The organism is Domibacillus sp. A3M-37, assembly GCF_024213455.1.
Classification (GTDB): Bacteria; Bacillota; Bacilli; order Bacillales; family Domibacillaceae; genus Domibacillus; species Domibacillus tundrae.
The window spans coordinates 1-22,003 of the sequence record NZ_JANAVL010000008.1; the positions used below are offsets into that span (position 1 = coordinate 1).

The 22,003-nt window shown below is 43.1% G+C and carries 22 protein-coding genes and 1 tRNA gene; 15 read left to right on the top strand and 8 right to left on the bottom strand.

Features of this window, described 5'->3' with window-relative positions; genetic code table 11:
- Window positions 1-78: 78 nt before the first annotated feature.
- Window positions 79-151, top strand: a tRNA-Lys gene (locus tag NLX67_RS13110).
- A 125-nt stretch (window positions 152-276) separates the two neighbouring features.
- Here NLX67_RS13110 and NLX67_RS13115 read toward each other — a convergent pair.
- Window positions 277-426: an aspartyl-phosphate phosphatase Spo0E family protein gene (locus NLX67_RS13115; protein WP_254312034.1), complete on the bottom strand. Its 150-nt coding sequence runs from the start codon at window positions 424-426 to the stop codon at window positions 277-279.
- 155 nt (window positions 427-581) lie between these two features.
- Between NLX67_RS13115 and sigW the strand changes: the two genes are divergently transcribed.
- The 8 genes from sigW to NLX67_RS13155 all read left to right on the top strand — a co-directional run bounded on the left by sigW (window position 582) and on the right by NLX67_RS13155 (window position 10,699).
- Complete coding sequence (gene sigW / locus NLX67_RS13120) at window positions 582-1,145, top strand: RNA polymerase sigma factor SigW (protein ID WP_254312035.1); 564 nt, start codon at window positions 582-584, stop codon at window positions 1,143-1,145.
- Between the two features lie 18 nt (window positions 1,146-1,163).
- Window positions 1,164-1,760: an anti-sigma factor family protein gene (locus NLX67_RS13125; protein ID WP_046179601.1), complete on the top strand. Its 597-nt coding sequence runs from the start codon at window positions 1,164-1,166 to the stop codon at window positions 1,758-1,760.
- A 110-nt stretch (window positions 1,761-1,870) separates the two neighbouring features.
- The gene (cdaA, locus tag NLX67_RS13130; RefSeq protein ID WP_046179600.1) at window positions 1,871-2,710 is read left to right on the top strand and encodes a diadenylate cyclase CdaA; all 840 of its coding nucleotides are present in this window, start codon (window positions 1,871-1,873) and stop codon (window positions 2,708-2,710) included.
- Window positions 2,703-3,668 carry a CdaR family protein gene (locus NLX67_RS13135; protein WP_254312036.1) on the top strand — a complete coding sequence of 322 codons (966 nt, stop codon included), beginning with the start codon at window positions 2,703-2,705 and terminating at the stop codon, window positions 3,666-3,668. Before cdaA ends, NLX67_RS13135 begins: the two co-directional genes overlap by 8 nt.
- 32 nt (window positions 3,669-3,700) lie before the next feature.
- Window positions 3,701-5,050 (top strand): phosphoglucosamine mutase, encoded by a 1,350-nt coding sequence (gene glmM / locus NLX67_RS13140; protein WP_046179599.1) that lies wholly within the window; start codon window positions 3,701-3,703, stop codon window positions 5,048-5,050.
- A gap of 185 nt (window positions 5,051-5,235) precedes the next feature.
- Entirely contained in the window at window positions 5,236-6,441 is a 1,206-nt protein-coding gene (locus NLX67_RS13145; protein WP_254312037.1) for an MFS transporter, read from the top strand.
- A gap of 328 nt (window positions 6,442-6,769) precedes the next feature.
- Window positions 6,770-8,572, top strand: a complete 1,803-nt coding sequence (glmS, locus tag NLX67_RS13150; RefSeq protein ID WP_254312158.1) for a glutamine--fructose-6-phosphate transaminase (isomerizing) — start codon at window positions 6,770-6,772, stop codon at window positions 8,570-8,572.
- 531 nt (window positions 8,573-9,103) lie between these two features.
- On the top strand, window positions 9,104-10,699 hold the full coding sequence (locus tag NLX67_RS13155; protein WP_254312038.1) for an amidohydrolase: 1,596 nt from the start codon (window positions 9,104-9,106) through the stop codon (window positions 10,697-10,699).
- 56 nt (window positions 10,700-10,755) lie between these two features.
- On the opposite strand, the gene NLX67_RS13160 is transcribed toward NLX67_RS13155, so the two are convergent.
- From NLX67_RS13160 to NLX67_RS13185, 6 genes are all read right to left on the bottom strand, one after another.
- Window positions 10,756-11,391, bottom strand: a complete 636-nt coding sequence (locus tag NLX67_RS13160; RefSeq protein WP_254312039.1) for a cupin domain-containing protein — start codon at window positions 11,389-11,391, stop codon at window positions 10,756-10,758.
- 173 nt (window positions 11,392-11,564) lie between these two features.
- Window positions 11,565-12,206, bottom strand: coding sequence for a GDSL-type esterase/lipase family protein (locus NLX67_RS13165; RefSeq protein WP_254312040.1), 642 nt, complete (start codon window positions 12,204-12,206; stop codon window positions 11,565-11,567).
- Window positions 12,207-12,538: 332 nt separating this feature from the next.
- On the bottom strand, window positions 12,539-12,973 hold the full coding sequence (locus tag NLX67_RS23050; protein ID WP_254312041.1) for a YkvA family protein: 435 nt from the start codon (window positions 12,971-12,973) through the stop codon (window positions 12,539-12,541).
- 23 nt (window positions 12,974-12,996) lie between these two features.
- Window positions 12,997-13,353, bottom strand: a complete 357-nt coding sequence (locus tag NLX67_RS23225) for a YitT family protein (RefSeq protein WP_375143383.1) — start codon at window positions 13,351-13,353, stop codon at window positions 12,997-12,999.
- A 92-nt stretch (window positions 13,354-13,445) separates the two neighbouring features.
- The gene (locus NLX67_RS13180) at window positions 13,446-13,739 is read right to left on the bottom strand and encodes a serine hydrolase domain-containing protein (protein ID WP_254312042.1); all 294 of its coding nucleotides are present in this window, start codon (window positions 13,737-13,739) and stop codon (window positions 13,446-13,448) included.
- Complete coding sequence (locus tag NLX67_RS13185; protein WP_254312043.1) at window positions 13,740-14,501, bottom strand: MerR family transcriptional regulator; 762 nt, start codon at window positions 14,499-14,501, stop codon at window positions 13,740-13,742. It abuts the gene before it with no gap.
- A 168-nt stretch (window positions 14,502-14,669) separates the two neighbouring features.
- Between NLX67_RS13185 and NLX67_RS13190 the strand changes: the two genes are divergently transcribed.
- The 3 genes from NLX67_RS13190 (at window position 14,670) to NLX67_RS13200 (ending at window position 16,520) form a co-directional block, all read left to right on the top strand.
- Entirely contained in the window at window positions 14,670-15,011 is a 342-nt protein-coding gene (locus NLX67_RS13190; protein WP_254312044.1) for a zinc ribbon domain-containing protein YjdM, read from the top strand.
- A gap of 209 nt (window positions 15,012-15,220) precedes the next feature.
- Window positions 15,221-15,871, top strand: coding sequence for a pentapeptide repeat-containing protein (locus tag NLX67_RS13195; RefSeq protein WP_254312045.1), 651 nt, complete (start codon window positions 15,221-15,223; stop codon window positions 15,869-15,871).
- A 181-nt stretch (window positions 15,872-16,052) separates the two neighbouring features.
- A complete protein-coding gene (locus tag NLX67_RS13200; protein ID WP_254312046.1) occupies window positions 16,053-16,520 on the top strand; it encodes a hypothetical protein in 468 nt (155 codons plus the stop codon).
- A 281-nt stretch (window positions 16,521-16,801) separates the two neighbouring features.
- Here NLX67_RS13200 and NLX67_RS13205 read toward each other — a convergent pair whose 3' ends face one another.
- Window positions 16,802-18,535: an ABC transporter ATP-binding protein gene (locus NLX67_RS13205; protein WP_309143133.1), complete on the bottom strand. Its 1,734-nt coding sequence runs from the start codon at window positions 18,533-18,535 to the stop codon at window positions 16,802-16,804.
- 278 nt (window positions 18,536-18,813) lie between these two features.
- Here NLX67_RS13205 and cypC point away from each other — a divergent pair, with 278 nt between their 5' ends.
- From cypC to NLX67_RS13220, 3 genes are all read left to right on the top strand, one after another.
- Window positions 18,814-20,103: a CYP152 family fatty-acid peroxygenase CypC gene (cypC, locus tag NLX67_RS13210; RefSeq protein WP_254312047.1), complete on the top strand. Its 1,290-nt coding sequence runs from the start codon at window positions 18,814-18,816 to the stop codon at window positions 20,101-20,103.
- Entirely contained in the window at window positions 20,084-20,647 is a 564-nt protein-coding gene (locus tag NLX67_RS13215) for an O-acetyl-ADP-ribose deacetylase (RefSeq protein ID WP_254312048.1), read from the top strand. Before cypC ends, NLX67_RS13215 begins: the two co-directional genes overlap by 20 nt.
- A gap of 253 nt (window positions 20,648-20,900) precedes the next feature.
- Window positions 20,901-21,815 (top strand): LysR family transcriptional regulator, encoded by a 915-nt coding sequence (locus NLX67_RS13220; protein ID WP_254312049.1) that lies wholly within the window; start codon window positions 20,901-20,903, stop codon window positions 21,813-21,815.
- Window positions 21,816-22,003: the final 188 nt, after the last annotated feature.

The following is a 22,003-nucleotide window of genomic DNA, read 5'->3' on the forward strand; positions in this document are numbered from 1 at the left end:
GGCTATAGCCAAGCGGTAAGGCAACGGACTTTGACTCCGTCACGCGCTGGTTCGAATCCAGCTAGCCCAGCCATTTTTGAGCCATTAGCTCAGTTGGTAGAGCATCTGACTTTTAATCAGAGGGTCGAAGGTTCGAATCCTTCATGGCTCATTAACATTAAAAAAACGACTTTTCATGTAAAATCACATGAAAAGTCGTTTTTTGTTCGTATTCAACAAAAAAACTGCTATAATTAGAAATAAAAGGGAAGTAATGTCGAAAAGGTATTGCTTTTTTTATTTATGAGTAGAATATTCATTTAAAATCCGATCAAGCTTTTGGCTAATTTCGATCACTTTTTGGTTATTCAAAGACGTTTGCATTGCTTGGAAGATCATTTCAGAGCGGTACTGCTCAATCGTTGTATGAAGTTGAGTCAGCTGCAACGAGGATACCCCCTATTCATAGTGATTTACATACATAATCATACCTCTTTTAAAATTAGTGTAAACTTTTACTATTAATTTTTTTTATCTTTTTTTGAAACTTTTGTTTACCTATATCCGTATTAACATGTACCGCGAGGGCGGAGGGAGAAAAAATGGATTTAATTGTACAAAGAAGAATTAAGCAAGTAATAAAAGGAGACCAAAATGCGTTTGGAGAAATTGTCGAACTTTACAAGGACAAAGTATACCAAATCTGTTTTCGGATGCTTTGGGACCGCCATGAGGCAGAGGACGCGGCTCAGGAAACCTTCCTGAAAGCTTTTTTGAATATACACACATATAACCAAAGCAAAAAGTTTTCTACATGGCTGTATCGGATTGCGACCAATTTGTGTATTGATAAAATCCGTAAAAAGAAACCGGATTATCACCTGGATGAGGAAATTGCTGGAACAGAAGGACTGAATATGTACTCGCATTTAGCGTCAGGCGGTCAACTTCCGGAAGAAGAAGTAGAAAGTTTGGAAGTACAGGCATCGATCCACGACGCTATATTAATGCTTCCGGAAAAGTATCGTTCAGTAATTGTATTGAAATATATTGAAGAACTGCCGCTGCAGGAAATAGCAGATATATTAGAACTGCCCCTTGGAACTGTGAAAACACGCGTACATCGGGGACGTGAAGCACTGCGTAAGCATTTGCGGCATTTGTGAGAAAGGGTGCGATGAACGATGACATCTTGTCCAAAGCAGATTGTTCATTATATGCATGAGTATCTGGATGGGGATATTCGCGAAGAAGCGAAACAAGAACTGAGATTTCACATTGAAACGTGTACGGACTGCAAGAAGCATTTCGCTGAATTAAAGAAGACAATTGCACTTGTACAAAGTGCTTCCCATATTGAAGCGCCTGCAGGCTTTACGGCCAAGGTTATGGCACTGCTTCCGCGAGAAGGTAAAAAAATTGGAATGGAACGGTGGTTTCGCAATCATCCATTTTTAACTGCGGCTGCTTTATTTCTTTTGTTCATGAGCGGTGGTTTTGCTTCTTTGTTCAGCCAGGAAGACAACCATTTTGCATTTACGAAAAACAGTGAACTGAAAGTAGAGAATGAGACCGTTATTGTCCCGGCTGGAACGAAAATCGAAGAAGACCTTTTTGTGAAAAATGGCAACATTCGAATTGAAGGTTCGGTCGAAGGAGATGTTACTGTTATTAACGGAGAACGCTTCATGGCATCTGCTGGAAATGTAACAGGCGAAATTAAAGAGATTGACCAGTTATTTGGCCGAATTTGGTATGAAATGAAATCATTGTTTCAATAAGAAGCAGACGGGAATCGTCTGCTTCTTTTCGGCTGGTATGTTATAATGGACAGGTTAAAGAAGAAAGTGATTTCTTCACGGCTCCGTAATTCCAACCTGGAGGATATAGTATGCCGTTTACGACTTATTTTCAAGATTATACATTTATTGATTATTTATCGAACGCGATTGATATATTGCTTGTCTGGTATGTTGTTTATAAATTATTAATGGTCATTAGAGGGACGAAAGCTGTCCAGTTGTTAAAAGGAATTTTTGTTATCGTTATTATTCGGACAATAGCCGGCTTTGCCGGCCTGGACACGTTAAGCTGGATCATGCAGCAGGCGCTCACATGGGGTTTCCTGGCGGTCATTATTATTTTCCAGCCGGAAGTACGCCGTGCACTAGAACAATTAGGGCGCGGGCGGATTTTCTCCCGCAGTGCAATTCAAGAAGATGAAGAACAGCGCAAAATTATTGATGCGCTCGTGAAGTCTGTTCGTTACATGGGGAAACGCCGAATTGGCGCATTAATCTCGATTGAAAAAGAAACCGGAATGAATGACTATATTGAGACTGGCATTCCCATGCATTCTGTTATTACGTCAGAACTTTTGATCAACATTTTTATTCCCAATACGCCGCTGCATGACGGAGCGGTCATTATTCAAAAAGATCAGATTGCGGCGGCAGCTTGTTACCTGCCTCTGTCTGAGAACCCGTTTATTTCAAAAGAGCTGGGCACAAGACACCGTGCTGCGCTGGGCATTAGTGAAGTAACCGACAGTTTAACCATTGTCGTCTCAGAAGAAACGGGTGCCATTTCGGTCACTCGAAATGGTGATTTATACCGTGATTTGACGGAAGAAGAGTTTCAAGATATTTTAGAGCATCAGTTATTAACCGGAATTGATAAAAATGAGTCTGCTAACCGCTGGACGTGGAAGGGGCGCAGAAATAGTGGATAATTTTGTAGAAAGCAAGTGGTTCGTACGAGTTGTCGCATTTCTATTAGCTTTTTTGTTATACATGACCGTTAATTTTGCTGATTTTGAAGCGGTCCAGCAAGCAGGTGATTCGGGACTCGATACAACCGAGGTATTGACGAATGTACCGGTAAAGACATATTATGATACAGAAAATTTATATGTTTCCGGCATACCGGAACAAGTTCGAGTTGAGCTGTCCGGCCCGAAAAGTATTATTGAATCAACAAAACGGCTGCGTAATTTTGAGCTGACCCTCGATTTGACGGATTATGAAATTGGGGAGCACCGGGTGGCGATTAAGCATAAAAACTTCTCTGAAAAGCTCGATGTGTCGATTTTACCTGCTTCTGTCGATGTTATGATAGAAGAAAGAGTCATCACATCGAGGAAGGTTACGCCTGAATTCAATGATTCTGCACTGGCAGAAGGATATCAGGTGGACAATGTAACAGTCGCTCCTCGTGAAGTGAAGGTAACTGGATCTGAGTCGGATATTGATAAGATCGCCTTCGTACGAACAGCGTTGACCGGAGAAGACGAAATTAGCGAAGAAACGACTGCAACCGCTGCTGTTCAAGTATTAGACGGGGACTTAAATAAGCTGGATGTAAAGGTGGAACCGGCGACTGTTCAAGTATCAATTTCTGTTAAAAATCCAAGTAAAAAGGTGCCGTTGAATGCTGTTTCAAAAGGAATACCGGCAGAAAATGTCACCATCACCTCGCTAGAACCGAACGTGGAGGAAATTACCATTTACGGGAAAGAATCCGCTCTGGAAGAATTAAAAGAGTTTTCGCTTCCGGTGGATGTGAGCGGCGTGACAAAAGACACGACACTTACGGTGCCGGTGAACCTTGGGGAGCAATTTAATTTTTCATCGCCGCAGGAAGTAAAAGTGAAAGTAACAGTGGAAAAATCAACGGATGAATCTTCATAAAGCCGTTTTGATAAAAGGAGAGAAAACAATAGATGGGTAAGTATTTTGGTACAGATGGTGTCAGAGGTGTCGCAAATGCAGAACTGACACCGGAACTTGCGTTTAAGCTGGGCCGGTTTGGCGGTTATGTATTAACAAAAGATGCTGAGCGTCCGAAAGTGTTAATCGGACGAGATACACGTATTTCAGGGCCGATGCTTGAAGGAGCGCTCGTAGCGGGACTTCTTTCTATTGGAGCAGAGGTCATGCGCCTCGGCGTGATTTCAACACCAGGTGTCGCATATTTGACGAAAGCGATGGATGCACAGGCAGGTGTAATGATCTCAGCTTCTCATAACCCGGTTCAAGACAACGGCATTAAATTTTTCGGGTCAGATGGTTTTAAGCTTTCCGATGAACAAGAAGCCGAAATTGAAGCGCTTCTTGATCAGGCTGAAGACACATTGCCACGTCCTTCAGGGGCGGATCTCGGTTCATTAAACGATTATTTCGAAGGTGGTCAAAAATACCTCCAATACTTGAAGCAGTCAGTTGATGAAGACTTTGATGGCATCCATGTCGCGCTTGATTGTGCGCACGGAGCCACATCTTCGCTTGCTGCGCATTTATTTGCGGATCTTGAAGCAGATATTTCAACAATGGGTGCATCGCCAAACGGCTTGAACATTAATGAGGGTGTCGGATCAACTCACCCAGAAAAGCTTGCTCAATTTGTAAAGGACAAAGAAGCGGATCTTGGTCTTGCATTTGACGGAGATGGCGACCGTCTCATTGCAATTGATGAAAAAGGAAAAATCGTGGATGGCGATCAGATCATGTTTATCTGCGCGCGCTATTTAAAAGAACAAGGCCGCTTAAACAACGATACAATCGTCTCAACCGTAATGAGTAACCTTGGCTTTTACAAAAGCATTGAAGAGCATGGAATTAGAAGTGAACAAACCGCTGTTGGCGACCGGTACGTCGTGGAAGCAATGAAAAAGTATAACTACAACTTGGGTGGAGAGCAATCCGGTCATATTATTTTCCTTGATTTTAATACGACAGGTGACGGTCTTCTAAGCGGCCTTCAGCTTGTAAACATTATGAAAGCAACGAAAAAGCCATTATCTGAATTAGCAGCGGAAATGAAAAAATTCCCGCAAACACTTGTGAATGTTCGTGTAACCGATAAGCATCATGTAACAGATAATGAAAAAGTAAAAGCGGAAATCGAAAAAGTGGAAGCAGAAATGGCTGGAAACGGACGCGTTCTTGTACGTCCATCTGGAACAGAGCCACTTGTGCGTGTAATGGTGGAAGCAGCGACGGAAGAACTTTGCCGTGCGTATACAGACCGTATTGCAACAATCGTTGAAGAAGAAATGGGTCTTCGCGTTTAAATAAAAGGAAGTCCGGCAGCCAGTTTCGACTGGCGAGCCGGACTTCCTTTTTCGTTTCGTGAGCAATGGCCTCGTTTCGTAATCAAATCCCCCGCTCCTTGTCAATCGAAAAGGTTGAAATACGTTTCTATTTGCTCGATAATAAACAGAAAACGCTTTACGTGATGAGGAAGGCGGGTCAAGAGATGGAAGAATACATAGAAACAGGCCAGCAGCAAACCATTGGGCGAAAAGATCACATTTATTTTTTGGCGGCCGTTTTTTGTTTCTGGTTTGCGATTTATATTTATGCGCCGGTCTTTGGCGTTTATTTGCAGGAAGTAGGCTTCAACTTTTCCGCGATTGGCATTATTTTGGGTGCCTACGGTATTACACAAATTTTGCTTCGATTTCCACTCGGCATTTTATCGGACTTTCTGCAAAAGATCCGCAAACAGCTGCTTGTTGGCGGGTTTGTCATGGCACTGCTCAGCAGCTTAATACTTGTTTATTTTGAATCATTTGCCATGATACTCATTGCACGTCTGCTGGCGGGTGTAACGGCATCAATGTGGGTAATGGCGACTGTGCTCTACTCTCATTACTTCAGTGCGGCCCGCGCGTCGAATGCAATGGGGATTATGCAATTTGTAACGGTGGCGACACAGTTTTTCAGCATGGCGGTCAGCGGCTGGCTCGTTCATCAGTTTGGCTGGGATTTCCCGTTTTGGGTCGGAGCCGCAGCATCCGTTTTAGGCGCTGTTTTTGCCTGGAACATTCGAGAAGTGAAAACAGACACGTCTTCAGTTCCTAAAAACGCCATTCACCACATAAGGGAAACAGTGAAAATGCCGCATCTGAAAATGCTGACCTTTTTGTCACTGATGGCGCATGCTGTTTTATTTATAACGATTTTCGGGTTCAGTCCGATCTATGCGGCGGCGCTTGGTGTAGAAGAGCAGTCATTTATTTGGCTGACATGTGCCTTTTTCATTCCACACGCAGCGGCGTCACTCAGTCTTGTGTTTTATCGTCTCCATCCGCGCTTTAACAAGATAGTGCTGGGGGTTTGTTTTATCGTGACGGCTGTTTTCCTAATTGCCGTTCCCTTTTCGCATACCCTTGCATCTCTTAGTAGTGTACATTTTTTTATTGGGCTGGCGCTTGGTTTTATTTTTCCGATTTTGTTAAGTGAAGTCGTACTCGTCAGCCCGCCGGCGTTTAAAATGTCTGCGATGGGCTTTTTTCAGTCGTTTTATGCGCTTGGTATTTTTCTTGGACCGCTTGCGGCAGGTGTTATCGCGGAGCAGTGGAGCCTCAATGCAGTGTTCACGATCACCGGTGTTTTTTGTATCGTCGCTGCTGTGCTTGTTTTCTTGTTTTTAGGACAACGAAAATCAATTTTTGGTTGACGAAACAGATAGAACACGGTATGATTATCGTGTTTTTATCTGTACATAGAAAGGAGCGGAGAGACAGACACGTGTTTTACTAAAAGCGCCTGGGCTGAGCGGGACGACCATACGTTCAGTTGACGAGGAGGAGGTTTATCGATGATTCGGCGGATACCTCCCGGCTGCAGGTACACAGCTGTTACGTTCATCCTTAAAACAGGGGGGCAACCCCGTGGACAAAGGGAGCGGACATGTGCCTAAAAATATAAAATATGAAGGAGCGCGGCAGGCAATGTGCCCAAGCCGGCGCTTGTTTGCCGACGCCTCTACTCAGGAGGAACCATTTATGTGCGGAATAGTTGGATATATTGGCAGCGAAGATACGAAAGAAATTTTATTGAAAGGGCTTGAGAAGCTCGAATACCGGGGCTACGATTCAGCCGGTATTGCTGTGCGCAACAAAGAGGGTGTGCACATTTTCAAAGAAAAAGGACGTATCGCTGATTTGCGTGCAGTTGTGGACGAAAATGTACAATCTCACGTAGGAATCGGCCATACTCGCTGGGCAACTCATGGCGTACCAAGCCGTTACAACGCGCATCCACATCAAAATACAGACAACCGTTACACACTTGTGCACAACGGTGTCATTGAAAACGATGAGCAGCTGAAATATGACTATTTACTGGACGTTGCCCTTCAAAGTGATACAGACACAGAAGTCATCGTGCAATTGATCGGCTTGTTTGCCAAAGATGGGCTGACAACGGAAGAAGCATTCCGTAAAGCGCTTGGCCGTTTAAAAGGTTCTTACGCGATTGCCCTTTTGGACAAAGAAGACGATAGCACGATTTATGTAGCGAAAAACAAGAGCCCGCTTCTAATTGGCCTTGGCGAAGACTGCAATGTTATCGCATCCGATGCGATGGCGATGCTTCAAGTAACGAATCAATTTGTGGAATTGATGGACAAAGAAATGGTCATCGTCACAAAGGAATCCGTCACGATTAAAAATGAAAACGGCGAACCGATTGAACGCGCTCCTTATACAGCAGAAATTGATGCCGGCGATATTGAAAAAGGCACGTATCCGCATTACATGTTAAAAGAAACAGATGAACAGCCTTTTGTTATTCGTAAAATTACGCAGGCGTATCAAAACGAGCAAGGCAAACTTCACGTTGACGAAAACATCGTTAACGCACTAAACGAAGCAGATCGCCTGTACATCGTTGCATGCGGCACGAGCTACCATGCCGGTCTAGTCGGCAAGCAATATTTAGAGCAAATGGCGAACATTCCGGTGGAAGTGCACGTAGCGAGCGAATTCGTCTACAATATGCCGCTTCTATCGAAAAAGCCGCTCTTTATCTTTATTTCCCAAAGCGGTGAAACAGCGGACAGCCGCGCCGTATTGGTGAGAGTAAAAGAACTTGGCTATGAAGCTCTTACAATCACAAACGTAGCAGGCTCTACATTGTCTCGTGAAGCAGATTACACATTGCTTCTTCACGCAGGTCCTGAAATTGCTGTAGCGTCTACAAAAGCCTATACAGCGCAAATTGCGGTACTGTCCATATTGGCAGACGCGGCAGCGAAAAAAGCCGGCATCGATACAGGATTCGATCTTGTGCACGAGCTTGGCATCGTCGCAAACGCAATGGAAGTCCTTTGTGACGGAAAAGAAGAATTTGAACAAATCGCGCGTGACTATCTGTCAACAACACGCAATTGCTTCTTTATCGGCCGCTCTGTCGACTACTATGTCGGCTTAGAAGGTGCTTTGAAGCTAAAAGAAATCTCCTACATCCAGGCAGAAGGCTTTGCCGGCGGAGAGCTTAAACATGGCACAATCGCGTTGATCGAAGACGGCACACCAGTTATCGCTCTTGCGACGCAGGAATCTGTGAATTTGAACATCCGCGGCAACGTGAAAGAAGTCGCAGCACGCGGCGCCAACACATGCGTGATTTCTATGAAAGGCCTTGAGCAGGAAGGCGACCGTTTCGTCCTGCCAGCCGTTCATGAATTGCTAGCACCACTTGCAGCTGTCGTACCATTCCAGCTGATTGCGTACTATGCAGCGTTGCATCGTGACTGTGACGTGGATAAGCCGCGTAACTTGGCGAAATCAGTAACAGTGGAATAAGATAGGTGAAAAGACTAATATTGGTGTTATAGCAAAATTAAATTCTTTCCAAGTCAAATAAGTTGTTCCCTAAAACGAGTGAAAATCGGAGTCTACCTCCAGTTTTCCTCGTTTTTTTCGTTCCTGTGAAGAAGAAAAATCTTGAAAAAAGCATAAACAAAATCCCGAAAAAAGCCTGATAAATCAAGGTTTTCAAAGGTTGAAAAGTGAAAAAGAGAAAGAAAAAAGGCAGGAGAAAAAGCAGGAAAAACCCCTCGTTCTTAATCCCTTTCTCCTGATTTTCAGGGAACAACTTAATTTTCCTAAAAAAACAGGATTCCGACAAAAAATAGGAAAAAAGAGGAAGTTAGGAAAATACTCATTACCCTGCATAAATTGGAAAAATAGGGGAGTGCAGAACTATTTTTTTTTGTATAATGAAGTAAACAGACATTAATTTCTAGATAAAATTTGATCCAAATTCTTTTTGTTTTATTTGTATGAAATTTTATTAAATGGGATGAAAAAAAGATAGAGAAAGGGTCCTTTCCCATGAAACAACTTTGGCATAACGGAATCATTTACACTATGGAACAAGAAAATGAAACTGTAGAAGCAGTTCTTGTGGAAGACGGGGAAATTATTGCAGTGGGCTCCTTCGATGATCTAATTGAACAAGCAGAAGAACAACTGGATTTGCAGGGAGCGGTGATGTATCCTGGCTTCGTTGACAGCCATCTTCATATGATCTTTCAAGGAGAAACGTTCGTACGGCTTGATTTATCGAATGCGTCTTCAGCGGAGGAAATGCTGGAGATGGTGAAAGAGGCGGCGAAGACAACGCCTGCGGATAAATGGCTGTTTGGTGAAGGGTGGAATGAACAGAACTTTGCTGACCGACGCATCCTGACGCTGGAGGAGCTCAACGCGATTCGGAAAGAACCGATCCTCTTAACGAGAGTTTGTCATCATGCGGCGCTCGGCAATGCAGCGGCCCTGTCAGCGGGCGGCATTCGAGAAGAAAGTGAAGCACCGGCAGGCGGTGAAATCGGGCGAACGGCGGAAGGTAAATTAAATGGCCTTTTATATGATAAAGCCATCGATCCGGTAACAGAAGCGATTCCGAGAAAAGGGGAAGCATATATTGAATATCTCACGGAGGTGCTGAATCTGGCGGTTGATCAAATGCTGTCTTACGGGTTAACAGGCGGACACACAGAGGATATGCATTATTTCGGGGAATTTATGAATCCGCTGACTGCATTTCAGCGTGTTATTGGGAAAAAACATCATTTCAGGGTGAATGTGCTTCGTCATCATGCTGTATTTGAAGAAATGGTGGAAGCAAGTGTGCCATTCGATGAACCATTTATTGAATCGGGAGCGATGAAGATTTTTGCGGATGGTGCATTAGGCGGTTCAACGGCCGCGTTATCAAAGCCATATGCAGACCAGCCGGATAATAAGGGCTTGCTGATTCACACAGATGAGCAATTGAAGGAATTAGTAAAGCTTGCACGTACATATAATGAAGCGGTTGCCGTGCATATCATTGGAGATGCAGCGGCGGATCAAGTACTCCACATGATTGAAAAATATCCAGCGCCAAACGGCAAGCGAGACCGTCTTATTCACGGATGTGTCCTAAGCGAAGAGCTAATCGAGAGGATGGCTAAATTGCCTGTTGTCGTGGATATTCAGCCGGCATTTGTTTCATCTGATTTCCCCTGGGTGGAGGATCGTCTTGGTAAAGAACGTCTGGCTCATGCGTATCCTTGGAAAACGCTGTTGGACCGTGGGATTATGTGTGCTGCTGGAACGGATGCACCTGTAGAGGATATAAACCCTATTGCCTCTATTTATGCAGCGGTCGAACGCAAAAAACCATATGAAACGCATGACGGTTATTTGCCGGAACAAAAGCTGTCTCGTTTTGAAGCCATCCAGATGTACACAATCGGCAGTGCAAAAGCCATTTGCAAAGAGCATGAGCGCGGGCTTATTAAACCCGGCTACGTTGCGGATTTTTCGATTTTTGATCGGGATTTATCTGCCGGAACATCCGAAGATATGCTTGCTGCAAAAGCGGTCAAAACCGTTGTTGCGGGACGTATCGTGTTTGATAGAGAAGCAGGCGTTGGCGGTTGACTAATAAAAAGAGAGATGAAAATCCATCTCTCTTTTATGTTGTATTTGTTTAATTGTCAGCCCCGATATTGCTGATAGTGAGGAATGTAAGGAATATGTGGGTATTGCGGAATATATTTCCGCTGGTGATAATGATGAATTAAATAGTGATGAGGCATGTTTTCCTTGCCTTTATTGCAGTCCTTGTATGGACCTATATATGTTGAGGGTTTAACTGGTGCAGTTGCTTGTTTCCATTGATTTTCATCCATACAATACGTTTGCGACATGATATTTGCAGGAGTAAGTTTTAAGATGTCAGAGCCTAAAATCACTTCTGGAGTTGGTGCATTAAAAATGGCTAAAAGATGAGTGTTATCAACTGAAGCTACTTCATAATGCCACCAGCCTTGAGGAACATTTGCCACTTGTCCGGGTGTAATAGAGTAACTGAGAATTTTTTTTGTAAATGGGTTCAGCATCGATACAGTAGCAGCGCCGGAAATACAATAAACAAGCTCGGCTGCGTTTTGGTGATAATGAGGTTCTACGACATTATCGGCACTTAAGAAAATGTCTAGCAGAGAAACATTTTCCAATGTATTCAACTGTTTCACACCTAATACGTTAATATAGTTGTTGTTATCTTTTTTAAATAAGGGACTTTTATGTAAGTCAAAAGTGTATTGAGTTGATGGAGATGTGTAATCCATATTCTTCACCGCCTTACATTAGCTATAAAATCACCTTTATAGGTTATGTACTTACAATTGGTTTGGTGTGCAATTCGAAGGTAATATGCCGTCAAAAGAATTACCTCTTGCAACGGGTACTTGGGTTTAAAAACAGCTAAGTAACTCGATAGATCTATGCTGATCCAAGTTCCTTAACGTGCCACTGGAAAATACCCCAATTTATGAAAAGCTAAAGCCATTTGATAATATCCTCTACTATTAAGATGGATTCCGTCTCTTGTTAATAAAGCTCTTTCATTTCCTTTAACTATATTATAGATATCAGCTACTTTTACATGTTTATCCTTACTGAAATTGTAAATAAGTGAATTGAATGTTTTAATACCTTCCTCTGCTATGGGGATATTTGGGAATGGATTATACAAATTAGTTAGTCGGATTATAAATTCTTTTTGTTTCTCCATGTTGTGAATTCTTTTCATTATGCTGGAAAAGTTATTCTGAGATTGTTCAAGAACATTAGAAAAAATTTTTTCGTTTTTATTTTGTATGAATGCTTTAGCGGCATTTAATAGATCATTCCCTCCAGCAGTTATAGTAATGATATCTGCATGTTTTACATATTCTATAACAATTGGAGAGTGAAGCATATTTAGAACATCGCCGGTTGTTGCTCCCGGCCGTGCATTTTTCTTATATTGAATACACTTTTTTAAGGATTGTTTACTTAAACATGCGTAATGTTCTACAAATCCCGGGTCAAGAGCTGGGACACCGACACCAACAGTCAAGGAATCCCCTAATGCAAGATAATGAAAAGGATAAAAATCCATGTTTCACCTCGATTTGTATGAATTTGATTATATTCGTATTGTATTCATGGTATGCAACATACGAAACATTTTGTTGAACCAGCCTTTAGATTTGTAAATCTAAAGGCTTTTTATTTTGAGCATTTTTGATTGCTGATGAAGAAAAAGATATGAAAAAGCTGGCCAGACTTGCAAAAGAAGGCTGGATTTTTGAGAAGTGTGCTTTTATGGGATATAAGGACTGGTTTATACGGGACTGCCTTATTTAGGATACAGCTATAGAATAAGCAAACTGCATAAGAAAAAATGAAAAAACACACGGCCGCAACGGTCATGTGTTTTTTTGATAAGAACTATAATGATTTGTTTATCTCCTCATCCACTAATTCGGCGTCATACTTCTCTCCGAACCATTTTTTCATCCGTTGATGCGCCGCGCGCCGCATCTCGTCATTAACCATGTTATACACACTGACAAGCGCTGCGATCAGAAGGCCGGCATCATCCACCAGCCCGACCGCCGGCAGAAAATCAGGCATGACGTCGACCGGTAAAATTAAATAGCCCAGCGCACCGAGAATGGTCATGCGGGTTTTGTTTGGCAGCTTCGGACTTTTCAATGCTTCAAATAAAAGAAGGGCGGCATACATCGCTTTGTGGCCAAGTTTTCCTCCGGACTTTGTGAGCTTTTCTGTGAACTTTTCCTCTGAATAGTATTGTTCTTTTCCATCAATTTGCTGCTGGAGGTTTCCTGCTGTTTCTTCTTTTTTCTGTTTACGGATTCTCACATTCATCATCTCCTTATTCTTTTTTACCCGTTTTTCACGCACTTATTTGGGAAAGGGAAACATTTATTCTCTTGTGAAGTGAAGCCAGCCCCTTTTGTATGGAAGGATGGCTGTTTGTTAATGGATGTCGCGTTTTTTGAAATTGGTGCCGCGTACTTCAGAATGTAATAGGTAATCGCAGAATATAAGGCGCTTTCCAATCCAAAAATAAAACTTGCTCCGATAAAAATAAAGGCATTTAAAAATAAAATAATATCACCGACTAAAAACGGAATTTTTCGTGAAAGCAGAACAGCCAGCACTTCCGAGCCATCGAGAGCGCCTCCGTTGCGAAGCACGATGCCAATGCCGACGCCAAGAAAGATTCCGCCAGCCAGCACAATAAGCAATGGATCCTCTGGAAGCAGGATTAACCTATGTCTTCAGCTGTCACTCTATTTTCTTTATGTGAGTAACAATTTCGATCAACGCTTTAAAGCTTTGAACCGTTCAGCCAAATGTCCTGGATCGCTTTTTTCGGATTGGAAGGCTCCGAGTAATACAGCAAATAAGAATCATTCATGTTAAGCGGCTGAAAAATGCGTTCATGAAGATTTTCGTGAAATGGCTTGCCGGTCACTTTCTCGATGAGCAGCCCAAGCAGGATGTAGCCAGTGTCCGAGTAATGAAACACCTGGCCGGGCACACCGACTGCCTGCTGACGCTTTCGTGTAAAGTCAACTAGTTCAGGCGGGGTCCATTTTTTGTTAGGTTCAGAAATGATCAATTATTTTATTCCTGCATAAATCAAAATCGCATCACGCAGAAATTGAGCTCCGCCTTTGACATGTTTATCATAATAAGCAGTAAAGCGTTCATCCGCCACGTACATTTCCGCAAGACCGGCATGTGCTTCTTTTGAATAGCTTGGCCATGAAAACATAAGCCACTCTTTATGCTTGGCCGCAAGCTCTTGTGCTTTTTCAGATGAGGGATCGCCAGTTGCGTATGCTTCCTTAAGCACTAAAAGGATTTCTTCGCCTAATTTGTTCATCGCCACGTAATTTTCCTGCGACATGCCCATTAGCTTTGCATTGCTTGCATCTACTGTCTCGTTGCCATACTTTTTACGGATTTCGTCCCCATATTTCTGTTCATTTTCCTCAATCATTTTTTCTTTTAATCCTTCAAACTTGTCATTGTCCTGCATCGATATCCCTCTTTCTTTATGAGCGATCGTTTTTTCAACGTTCACCATGATTTTGTCAAGACGGGCGCGTTTTGTCTGAAGCTTGTTGTAATGGTTCTTCAAAGCAGCTGTTTGGTCAAAGTCTGGCTTGTTTAAGATTGCTGTAATGTCCTCCAGGCTGACGTCCAATTCGCGGTAAAATAAGATGTGTTGAAGCCGGTCCACTTCCTTTTGTCCATAAATACGATAGCCGGATGAATTGATTCTGGCCGGTGTCAGCAGCCCGATTTGGTCGTAATGGCGAAGTGTACGGGTCGTCACGCCTGACATTTGCGCTAATTTGTTGATCGTATATTCCATAGCAGCCCCTCCTGATAGTTATTATCATAAACGTTTACGCTGCGTAAAGGTCAAGAGGGATTTTGCAATATTTTAATGGATGGGAAAGATCAAAATCCTGCCTTACCATCCTGTCGGAATCATTATATACTTGAAAAAGAAATGTCAGTAACGGGAGGAAATAAAAAGATGACAGAATTGCCAAACTGCCCGAAATGCGGGTCGACATATACATATAAGGATGGGAGCTTGTTCGTTTGCCCGGAGTGTGCCCATGAGTGGACGCTGGAATCAACAGCTGAAAGCAGCGAAGGAACAAAGGTTGTCAAAGATGCTAATGGAAATGTGTTAAACGATGGAGATTCTGTTTCGGTCATTAAAGATTTGAAAGTGAAAGGCACGTCGTCTGTCATCAAAATCGGCACAAAAGTAAAAGGTATTCGCCTTGTGGAGGGCGATCATGATATTGACTGCAAAATCGATGGCTTTGGCGCGATGAAGCTGAAGTCGGAATTTGTGAAGAAGATTTAACTGGAAGAATTCGTTTTGAAGCATTTTTCAAAATGAATTCTTTTTCTTTTCATTTGTTCGAAACATATATCCTTTTCAACTGTATGAATTTATCTTTTAATAATAAAAAACCATACAATAAGGAGAGACAGGATGAAAGGGAGTTTATTTGTTTTTTCAAGCAGCAAAAGCATAACAGAAATTCAAGGATAAACGAGAAGGGTGATTAAATGACGAAAAAGGTAAAGATTGAAGGACCAAAGTTTTCCCGGGAAATGATTGAAGCCCATTTTCATATGATTTATGAGGAAGAAGAGCCGGAATTAACCGCATGTATCATAACAGGCGCACAGGCCGAAGGCGTTGCGATTGAGAAAGCAGTCTTTTCGAAAGTGGTCTTTAAAAATGGAACGTTTGTAAATGCTTGTTTTGAGGGGGTGGACATGGTGGATGTCCTATTCGAGAATTGTGACCTTTCGAATGCCAGCTTTCATAAAGGACTTTTTCATCGAATAGTCTTTAAAGAGTGCAAGCTGATGGGAACAGATTTTTCGGAAGCACACCTCAGTCATATAACAATTGACGAGTCTGTGGCTCGTTTAAGTGATTTTGTGGATGCCCATTTAAAAAATGTGACGTTTAACGACTCCTCGTTAAAAGGCGCTAATTTTTATAGCAGTTCACTTCAGCATGTGTATTTCGATCAATGTGATCTCGATGACGTTCAATTTAAACAAATGTCACTGAAAGGAATCGATATTAGCACTTGTACATTCGACCAGCTTCACGTCGATTTGGACTGTTTGAACGGCTGCGTGGTATCTCCTGACCAGGCGATTGGATTTGCCAGGCTGATCGGCTTGACTGTTAAAAAGCAATAAAAAGGGGCATGTCATTATTTAATCCTGGTATTTGGTAAATATTAAACAAATTGTTTTGTCGTATAATAAGTAAAAGAAAGTAATTCCTCAATTTTTTGTCGTTTTTTGACTGTCTAAATTGATTCAGGGAAGTGCTTTTTTTATATACAAAATTTCAATTTAAATACTAGGAGACATGCCGATGAAAGTAACCAGCTCTTCTATTATAGAGACAGACCCGCTTCCTGCTGTTATAAAACGCCTCCTTGATTTGTCCGGCAGCACTGTTGCTGTGGAGATTCATAAATCTACGGACCGTCAGACCATTGTCGGCGGTAAATACAGCTTAGCCCAGCATAAAATCACTCTTTATTGGGACGGCATTCAAGAGCAGTGCCGCATCTTATACGGCTCATTAAAACCATTTGATCAGCATCTGGCCGCAGTTTTCGCCCATGAGCTCGGTCATGCAGAAGACACCCAGCTAAAGGGGTTGGCTGATCAGCTTGATGAAACAGTTGACCTGCTGCAGAAAAAGCGGATTGCCCTGCGGATCGAAACAAACGCATGGCATTATGCCAATCGTCTTCTTCAAGATGCGGACAATGAATTTTTACAATTTCTTATGCATATGTCACTGGAGCCGTACCACACCAGGGAGGTGGCTTAAAAGTAAAAAATGCCTGCAGTAATCTCTTCAAAGAGAAAAGTTTACTGCAGGCATTTTATAAAACAAAATTTTCTAAAAGAGATACAAAGAACTAAAAATGCAACTTAATAAACAAAAAAGGAAATTCAATAGCAGTATTTTATTTACAGCAGCAATTAAAATAGCAGGGAAGATTCAGATGAATAGGGGGGCACTCTCTTTAACAGCGGGCACCTGCTGTTTTATTATAAAAAAGAGGCTGAATCAAAGCTTTAGCCTTTTTTCATTTTTTTGGCCAGTAATTACGCCAGCTGCTGTTCAGCGAATTTACGATAAAGTTCATGAGACTGTATTAACTCGTGATGTGTGCCAATTCCGGTTACCTGCCCTTTTTCAATGAAAATAATTTTATTCGCATCAACAATCGTCGATAACCGGTGGGCGATGACGAACGTTGTGCGGCCTTCCATTAAACGCGTAAGCGCTTCTTGGACAATACCTTCTGATTGACTGTCCAGGCTTGCGGTTGCTTCATCCATCATTAAAATTTTCGGGTCGCGCAAAAAAGCGCGGGCAATGGCGATGCGCTGTCTTTGGCCGCCGGACAGCTTCACGCCGCGCTCCCCGACTTCTGTGTCCAGGCCTTTCGGAAATGCTTTAATAAATTGATCAGCATAAGCCATTTTGGCTACTTCCCACAAACGTTCATCCGTTATGCTTTCCCCGTTTTTCAACCCATAGCTCAAATTTTCACGAACCGTTCCGGCCATCATGGCGCTTTCTTGAGACACATACCCAATTTGGCTGCGCCAGGACGCCATTGACAAATCGGCAATCGGTGTACGGCCGATACGTATTTCACCTGCAGTTGGTTCGTAAAATCGTTCAAGCAGCCCAAACATGGTTGTTTTTCCGCCGCCGCTTGGTCCGGCAAAGGCAATCATTTCTCCCGGCTGTGCTTGGAATGACACATTTTTTAAGACAGGCTCTTCTTCGCTGTAAGCAAAGGATACGCCTTCGACATGAATCGGCTCATTCTTAATGTCGATCTCTAACCCATCTTGTCCGGCTTCGAGCGGTAATTCTAAAATATCAATAATACGCTCTGTTGCTCCCATTGCTTTTTGTAATTGAGTAAAAAACATGGCAAATGAGGTGATTGGCATAATGATTTGGAACAGGTAAAGCAAAAAAGCAACAAGTGAACCTGTCGACATCGTTCCGTTTGCTACCCGCATACCGCCATACCCGATAATCATGACGATAACGACCATCACAACAAGGTACATAATCGGTCCGATTAAAGAAAAAACCCGTGCTTCTTTTAATCCGAAATGAAACAGATTTTCGATGCCCTTTAACCCTTTTACTTCTTCATTTTGTTCAGCGGTTGAGGATTTCATTAAGCGTACTTCACTGAGCGTTTGTTGAATGTGCCCGGTAAAAGAGGCTGTTTCATCCTGCAGCCCGCGGGAAATTTTCGCCATCTGCCGTCCAAGGGGAATCATAACAGCCAGTGTGATGGGAACAGAGATGAGCATGAGCATCGTCATTTTCCAGTCCATGACGAGCAAGATGATGACAGCACCGATAATCGAGATCACACCGGTAACAAATTGTGGAAAGTGATTCGAAATTAAATCCCGAACAACGCTTGTATCATTTACAACCCGGCTTACAGTTTCTCCGCTGGATTGTTTATCAAAATAGCTGACAGGCAGCCGGATTAGTTTTACCCACATACGGTCCCGCATGCTTGAAACTACTTTTTGTCCGACCACACTTAATAAGTAAATAGAGATCCCGCTAATGATTGCTTGGACGATAAAAGCTCCTCCAATGGCAATAATGAGAGGAGTGCTTAAAGATGAGACTGAAAACCCATCGACTAAATTTTTTGTCAGCACTGGAACAAGCAGTCCCGCAATGGTTGTCAGCACACTCGCGGATAATCCGATAACGAGCAGAAGCTTAGGGATGTCAGAGGATAAAATAAGGGAGATAAAAGGCTTTAAGCTGCTTTGCTTTTTTTCCACTATTCATTGCTCCTATTCATGTCATTTTTTCTTCTTTTCTCAAGTCTTGCAGCTATTCTTCTTTATTATACTTCTTTAGATCTAGAACAGCACAAACAATCATTGTTTTAACTCCTTCATTTATCGATTTTAGACGAGAAGAACGCCGCCTCTATGTGTAAGAAAAGGCAGGGAAGCATTCGTGAGATATTTTCCATGAAGAATCTTTAAAAAAAGAGATATTTTGAGCTGAAAAGGGAAAACAAACAAAAAAGCTTTCTAAAGAAGGAGAAGTGTTTATGTCTGGTGAAAATGGTATGCCAAAAGAAGAAGGACTGGATCAAAGCCTGAGTCTGTTAAGAGAAGGGTATTTGTACATACCGAACCGGCGCCGGTCGTTTCAGGCGGATATATTTGAAACACGCTTAATGGGCAAACCGGCTGTATGCATGGGCGGCAAAGAAGCAGCAAAGCTGTTTTACGACCCGGAAAAATTCAAGCGGGAAGGTGCCGCGCCAAAGAGAGTATTGAAAACATTGTTTGGCGAAGGCGGCGTGCAGACGCTTGATGGGGAAGCGCACCAGCAGCGAAAAGCGGCGTTTATGTCGCTGATGGCACCGAAAGAGATCATGCGTCTGACGGATGTGGCAGAGCGGCAATGGACAAAAGCAGCTGAAAAATGGGCGCAGCAAACAAAAATTGTTCTATATGAAGAAGCGAAAGAATTGCTATGCCGCATTGCGTGCGAATGGGGCGGTGTGCCGCTCTCAGAAGAAGATGCGAGGCAGCGGACTTCGGAACTTAGCGCAATGTTTGAATCGTCTGTTTCAGCCGGCCCGGCCTATTGGAAAACACGCCGCGCAAGACGAAAAGTGGAAAAATGGATTGGCGGCCTGATCGAGCAAATCCGTGAAGATAACCTTCATCCACCGGAAGAATCAGCCCTTTATGTTTTTTCACATCACAAAGAACTAACCGGTGAATTACTGGATACCGAAACGGCGGCGGTGGAAGTGATCAATATTTTACGGCCGATCACGGCAGTCTCTATTTACCTTGCCTTTACGGCGCTGGCACTGCATCAATTTCCGGAAGAAAAGCCGAAGCTGACTTCTGTAGAGGAGTCGTATACGAAATATTTTGTCCAGGAAGTCCGCCGGTTTTATCCGTTTTTCCCATTTACCGGGGCGAAAGTGAAAACGGATTTTGAGTGGAACGGCATGGACTTTAAAGAAGGAACACTTGCCCTTCTCGATTTGTATGGGACGAATCATGATCCCCTGCTTTGGGAGAATCCCGATCTGTTTCAACCCGGTCGATTTGAAGATTGGGATAAAAGCCCGTTTGATTTTATCCCTCAAGGCGGCGGTGATTATCATACCGGGCATCGATGTGCCGGGGAATGGATCACGATTGAATTAATGAAAGTGAGCGTTAATTTTCTCGTGAACCGCCTGTCGTATACTGTTCCGGATCAGGACACCAGCTTCAGTATGACCAGCATGCCAAGTGTGCCGAAAAGCGGGTTTGTTATGCGCGATATTACTATTATTTCGAGGAGTGAAAACGATGAAAACAAAAATAAATGAAAATACGCTGGAATTAGTGGTGGGTGACATTACGGAACAGGAAACAGACGCGATCGTGAATGCAGCGAACGGATCTCTTCTTGGCGGCGGTGGCGTGGATGGCGCTATTCACCACGCAGCTGGACGTGCCATGCTGGATGAATGCAAGAAAATACGGATGGAAAAGCTGAACGGAGAAGAGCTGCCGGCTGGTGAAGCGGTCATCACAAAAGGACACGATCTTCCAGCTGATTATGTCATTCACACGGTCGGCCCGGTTTGGAATGATGGTTCGGACGGGGAAGAAGGAAAACTGGCTGGCTGTTACCGAAACGCATTACATCTCGCGGTGGAAAATGGAGTGACAAGCATCTCATTTCCGTCCATCTCAACCGGCGTGTATCGCTTTCCGATTGAGAAGGCATCGGTCGTTGCGCTTCAGGCCGTTGTTGATTTTTTGGAGAAGCATTCCTTTGGTTACGTGGCATTCACCTTGTTTTCCGATCACGACTACCGTATTTACGAAGCAGCGATGAACCGCATATTGCAGGAAGAAAACCGCTAAGAATGATTAGCGGTTTTTTTGTGTTGAAATGGTTATTGTAAATTATTTAACAAAAAATGGAGAGTTTGATTAAATGTAATGAAGCGGCACGGGAAGAGAAAATCCCAATTTTTCTGTGCTTAGCGGCTTTTGGTTGTACGATGCTTTGGAAGTGATCTTTATGTATACTAGGAGTTTACTGGCGGAATTTTTAACGCTGACTATTATGTCTGTTTTATGAATATAAAAAGTAAAAGAAATGAGGAATAAAACAATGACGTTACAGCAATTAAAATATGTGATTGAAATTGTGCATTGCGGGTCGATTAATGAAGCGGCGCGGCGGCTGTTTTTGTCGCAGCCAAGCTTGTCTAAAGCGGTGAAGGAGCTGGAGGCGGAGCTTGGGATTACCATTTTTATTAGGACGTCAAAGGGCATTACGCTGTCAACAGATGGAGCCGAGTTCCTGGGATACGCACGGCAGGTGGTGGAGCAGGCGGAGCTGTTAGAAGGCCGCTATTTGAATTCGGCGCCATCCAAGCAGCTTTTTTCGGTATCTACACAGCATTATGCCTTTGCGGTCAATGCGTTTGTTGAAATGATTAAAAAGCATGGCGCGGATGAGTATCAATTTACGCTCCGGGAAACACGGACGTATGAAATTATCGAAGACGTGAAAAACTTGCGCAGTGAAATCGGCATTTTATACATTAGCTCATTTAATGAAAAAGTAATGCGCCAGCTGCTGAAGGAAGAAAGTCTCCTGTTTCATCCGCTGTTTGAAGCGAAGCCGCATGTTTTTGTCAGTGCGCAAAATCCGCTCGCTGGGAAATCATCGGTGACGCTTGAGGAATTGGAAGAGTACCCGCGGCTTTCGTTTGAGCAAGGAGAGTTCAATTCGTTTTATTATGCCGAAGAAATCTTCAGTACACTGCCACGTCAAAAAAGCATTCATGTGAGCGACAGGGCGACACTGTTTAATTTATTGATCGGGCTGAATGGCTATACGATTTCGACGGGGATTTTAAGCGAAGACTTAAATGGCTCTGATATTGTTCCGGTGCCGCTCCAAGCGGAGGAAGCGATTACGGTTGGCTGGATCGCGCATGAAAAAACACAGCTTGGCCGGATGGCGCATGTTTATTTGCAGGAGCTGCAAACCATTGTCGATCTTTATTTAGCAGATTGATATAACTTTTAGCTATAATAAATGATCATATTTAACCGTTACGCTATATCTTCCGTAAACGAGATCGGATTTTTTTCTTTTGGGGCGCATCTAAGAGCGTTTGGACCGGCGAAAAAATTTTTCTGCCGATGGGAAAGTAGAAGCTGCAATGATCTGTCTTTTTACCGGGGCTCCAGTTCCGTCAGTTC

Bases quoted from the DNA above. Each gene is read 5' to 3' on its own strand.
- NLX67_RS13125 (WP_046179601.1), top strand. From the start codon at position 1,164: ATGACATCTTGTCCAAAGCAGATTGTTCATTATATGCATGAGTATCTG.
- NLX67_RS13155 (WP_254312038.1), top strand. From the start codon at position 9,104: ATGAAACAACTTTGGCATAACGGAATCATTTACACTATGGAACAAGAA.
- NLX67_RS13200 (WP_254312046.1), top strand. From the start codon at position 16,053: ATGAAAGTAACCAGCTCTTCTATTATAGAGACAGACCCGCTTCCTGCT.
- sigW (WP_254312035.1), top strand. From the start codon at position 582: ATGGATTTAATTGTACAAAGAAGAATTAAGCAAGTAATAAAAGGAGAC.
- NLX67_RS13145 (WP_254312037.1), top strand. From the start codon at position 5,236: ATGGAAGAATACATAGAAACAGGCCAGCAGCAAACCATTGGGCGAAAA.
- glmM (WP_046179599.1), top strand. From the start codon at position 3,701: ATGGGTAAGTATTTTGGTACAGATGGTGTCAGAGGTGTCGCAAATGCA.
- NLX67_RS13190 (WP_254312044.1), top strand. From the start codon at position 14,670: ATGACAGAATTGCCAAACTGCCCGAAATGCGGGTCGACATATACATAT.
- NLX67_RS13160 (WP_254312039.1), bottom strand. From the start codon at position 11,391: ATGGATTACACATCTCCATCAACTCAATACACTTTTGACTTACATAAA.
- NLX67_RS13195 (WP_254312045.1), top strand. From the start codon at position 15,221: ATGACGAAAAAGGTAAAGATTGAAGGACCAAAGTTTTCCCGGGAAATG.
- NLX67_RS13185 (WP_254312043.1), bottom strand. From the start codon at position 14,501: ATGGAATATACGATCAACAAATTAGCGCAAATGTCAGGCGTGACGACC.
- NLX67_RS13165 (WP_254312040.1), bottom strand. From the start codon at position 12,206: ATGGATTTTTATCCTTTTCATTATCTTGCATTAGGGGATTCCTTGACT.
- cdaA (WP_046179600.1), top strand. From the start codon at position 1,871: ATGCCGTTTACGACTTATTTTCAAGATTATACATTTATTGATTATTTA.
- NLX67_RS13215 (WP_254312048.1), top strand. From the start codon at position 20,084: ATGAAAACAAAAATAAATGAAAATACGCTGGAATTAGTGGTGGGTGAC.
- cypC (WP_254312047.1), top strand. From the start codon at position 18,814: ATGTCTGGTGAAAATGGTATGCCAAAAGAAGAAGGACTGGATCAAAGC.
- NLX67_RS13220 (WP_254312049.1), top strand. From the start codon at position 20,901: ATGACGTTACAGCAATTAAAATATGTGATTGAAATTGTGCATTGCGGG.
- glmS (WP_254312158.1), top strand. From the start codon at position 6,770: ATGTGCGGAATAGTTGGATATATTGGCAGCGAAGATACGAAAGAAATT.